Annotated in this window: 4 protein-coding genes; all 4 read left to right on the top strand. The window is 50.8% G+C overall.

What is annotated here, in order from left to right; all coding sequences use genetic code 11:
• Nucleotides 1-365 (top strand): hypothetical protein (locus ACLIRY_RS26830; RefSeq protein ID WP_413208487.1); only part of this gene is annotated, 365 nt, incomplete at its 5' end.
• A 45-nt stretch (nt 366-410) separates the two neighbouring features.
• Nucleotides 411-1,385 carry a TNT domain-containing protein gene (locus tag ACLIRY_RS26825; RefSeq protein WP_413208486.1) on the top strand — a complete coding sequence of 325 codons (975 nt, stop codon included), beginning with the start codon at nt 411-413 and terminating at the stop codon, nt 1,383-1,385.
• Between the two features lies 1 nt (nt 1,386).
• Nucleotides 1,387-1,791, top strand: coding sequence for an Imm63 family immunity protein (locus ACLIRY_RS26820; protein ID WP_413208485.1), 405 nt, complete (start codon nt 1,387-1,389; stop codon nt 1,789-1,791).
• A gap of 441 nt (nt 1,792-2,232) precedes the next feature.
• The gene (locus tag ACLIRY_RS26815) at nt 2,233-2,730 is read left to right on the top strand and encodes a hypothetical protein (RefSeq protein ID WP_413208484.1); all 498 of its coding nucleotides are present in this window, start codon (nt 2,233-2,235) and stop codon (nt 2,728-2,730) included.
• Nucleotides 2,731-3,041: the final 311 nt, after the last annotated feature.

The raw sequence follows: 3,041 nt of genomic DNA, 5'->3' as shown, positions 1-3,041 counted from the left end.
GGATGGGCAAGATCGGCGAACTGGCCGCAGCCCTTGGCGCAACCTTGACCGGCCAGAACGCCGACGAAGCCGTCTCAGCCGCGCAAAACGTCGCCGAAAACAGTGGCAAGGATCTCGATTGGTTGCTTGGGAAGAGCCGGGAGAACTTCGCTGGTCTAGGGGACACGGTTGATGAGGTGATCACGGCCCTATCCGGTGACCATCCTGAAGTGAGCAACGAAATACGGGCCGAGGCCAAGGCTCTGCAACCCTTGGCGGAAGCCATGGCGGCGAAGGATGGGGTTTCCGTCGAACAGGCCACGAAAACGCTGATGGAAACCAATCCTTGGTTGGCTCAGGCTCTGTCGCAAAAGGAGTTGCTCTAGCAACTACAGGCTGAGGGTTTGGGCCAGGGGGAAATCGATGAGGCCATGGATGTCATCGGACATGGCGGCTGGCTCGAAACGGACGCAAATGGTCAAGTGATCTTCCTTGCTGACGGAACCCCGTCCTATGCGTACTCCCCTAGCGACACGATCATTGCCCAAGGCGATGCCGATAGGGTCTATATCGAGTTGGATAGCGCCGCTGAATTCACCCAAAGGGTGCTCGATGACATCGACACCTTTATGGAGGAATATGGTGACTACTTCTCCATTGGCATGAAGGTCGCGATCGCCGGGGCGCTGACGGTGACGATGGGTCCGATGGGCGCGGCTGGACAGATGGCCGTGGACGCGGTTTTGGATGAGGTTGTCGGCGGTCTTATCGGCGAGGGTATCGAATTTGGGCTCGCCAAGCTGGCTGAAGCGATTGAGCAGTTGGACCCGACCCTGACCAGGGACCAGAGCCTCGCCCTCGCGACCGTCGTAGGGGTGGGGGGCGTTCTTCTCGCCAGCAACGTGTCCAGCGCGAAAAAAGTTCTCAGGTCTGGGAAGGACTTTGTTGTTAATTTAAAAAGAAGAGACAAGGTTCTTGAATTTGTCGAACCTAATCCCGGAACGCTACCGGGGGCTCTTGATGCTGAGGCGGGCGGAGCTTCTTACTACGATAAATTTAGGAAAGCTGATGGCAGTGGTTGGGATTGGCCTGATAATTTAGGGTTTGCAGGGAAACCAAACGAAGCAACAATTCATGTTGGTACACGGCTTGATAGGTATGGTTCTCCGGTCGGCTCTTTTATGTCGCCTGCGGGTACACCACTAGAACAGAGAGCGATGGCACCTGGTAGTGCTGCTGAAACATTACATACATACGTGGTGAAAAAGCCACTACCGGTTATTAAAGGAGAGGTGGCTCCGGCGTTTGATCAACCTGGCGGTGGAACACAGATGCTACCGAACCTCTCTGAGAGAGTGAATGTTGATTGGTTGGTTAGAAACGGATACTTGGAGGAGATTGTTTGAGGTGAATGAGTCTATTGAAGAAATCCAGAGTACTGTTTTGGAAATAGCATCAAAAATTGATGCTCCCAAGACAATGACAACCATTTTTTCTAAGTCTCCGCAAGATGGAAGGCCTCACATTGAGATTAAAAAAGGTAAATACCGGCTCTTATTTGAAGAAAGGGGGTTTATTTTTTTTGAAAAAGAAACTGATAGCCTAAATGTTTTATTGTTTTGGATATTTCGGTCAATAACATCTCAGATGGCTCAAGATTACGAATTGCGTCATCGCGTAGAACATCAAGACCCGCGGAGAATTTTGTTTGCCAAGCAGTTGGATTTGATGAAAATTATATCTCTTAATTGGTACCATCTTATGAAGGATGAGATTGAAAAAACTATAGAAGAAAGCCCATTCATGGATTGAATGTTCCGCATGATAGACTGTGACAATAACGTGGGATGCTAGTGGGTAGATCGAAACGGAAGAGTCCGTATTGGGATTTCAAACAGAGGCGGGAATGTGATGATAGGGCATGCGCACGGGAATATCGATCACACTCTCCGAAGTCGACTGCGACAGGTTGAACGCTCTGTTTGTACAGAGAGGGTAATCACCTGACAGGTCCGCCTCACGCCGCTATTGAGCTTGACCAAGCCTACTCCGAACTGATGACGAGTGGGTCCTCAAATGGGCGTGTCCTTACCCAACAGGAGTTTTTCGATGAATTTGGCGGAAATTAGTTCTGAGCTGAGGGAGAAAATCCTAAACAGAACAAATTGGGCTTTTCATCTTTGGTGGTGAGTACTTTTGGATTATTGATTGGGATGAAAATTTTAATCTCAATCATATGAAAATATCGATGCAATGTGCCGAGACGACAAGCTGATGCGTTATCTTCCAGTTGGACAGTCTGTAGAGACATACAGGGCAGAAGTCATTCGGCGGTATCGGAATGGCCTCTCAACTTTGACTGCCGATCTTTTTCCACGATACCGGGATGGTGATTCGGCCAAGATTGTCACGACTGAAATTTTGCGCGATGAGTTCTTCATGGAGGATTCTGGCCAATATTCGGAACTATCGGCACCAATGGAACAATCGTTGTCTTTCGACGTTTGCGCAAGTGAAGGACTGATCCAGCTTCGGATGCGATTGTTCTCAAAACCACCTAAATTTTACATCAACTATGATCGCAAAATCTTCATGCACATGGTTCGTGGGCGCAGCTATGAATCTGTCGTGGTGGATGGTTGGTGGGGGGCCGAATGTGACTTCGAGCACATGGTCCCAACCTCTCATCGCTATTGGGTCCGAAGCATGGATGAAGACTTCTGGGCTGTTACGAACTTTTCAAATTGTTGATCCGGATATTCTATCGGAGCGATTCGAAGCGCGGCCTTTTTCTGTCGATATTTGAGGATTCGGCAGCGGCAAAGTACGGCTCTGCGTAAGGCTCTATCGGGCCTGGACTGCGTCGGCCTCTCGGCGACTTCCCTAAGAAACCGGTCCACGGGCCACCTCAGCTTCCCTGACCCTGGCCGTCACTGCGGGTGCGAACCTATCGAGCAGCGGCAAGATCACCGGCAGCGGCGGGACGACGACCCTGTCGGTGGGGGGCACCTTCACCAATACCGGCGAGACCAAGACGGCGGGGGATCTGGTCCTCACCGCAG

The sequence above is a fragment of the Rhodospirillum sp. A1_3_36 genome (genome assembly GCF_047263945.1).
Lineage (GTDB): Bacteria > Pseudomonadota > Alphaproteobacteria > Rhodospirillales > Rhodospirillaceae > Rhodospirillum.
The sequence above is the reverse complement of the archived record's forward strand: the minus strand, read 5'-3'. Positions and strand labels throughout refer to the sequence as shown.

Coding starts and splice junctions, on each gene's coding strand:
- ACLIRY_RS26825 (WP_413208486.1), top strand. CDS start 411: ATGGATGTCATCGGACATGGCGGCTGGCTCGAAACGGACGCAAATGGT.
- ACLIRY_RS26815 (WP_413208484.1), top strand. CDS start 2,233: ATGTGCCGAGACGACAAGCTGATGCGTTATCTTCCAGTTGGACAGTCT.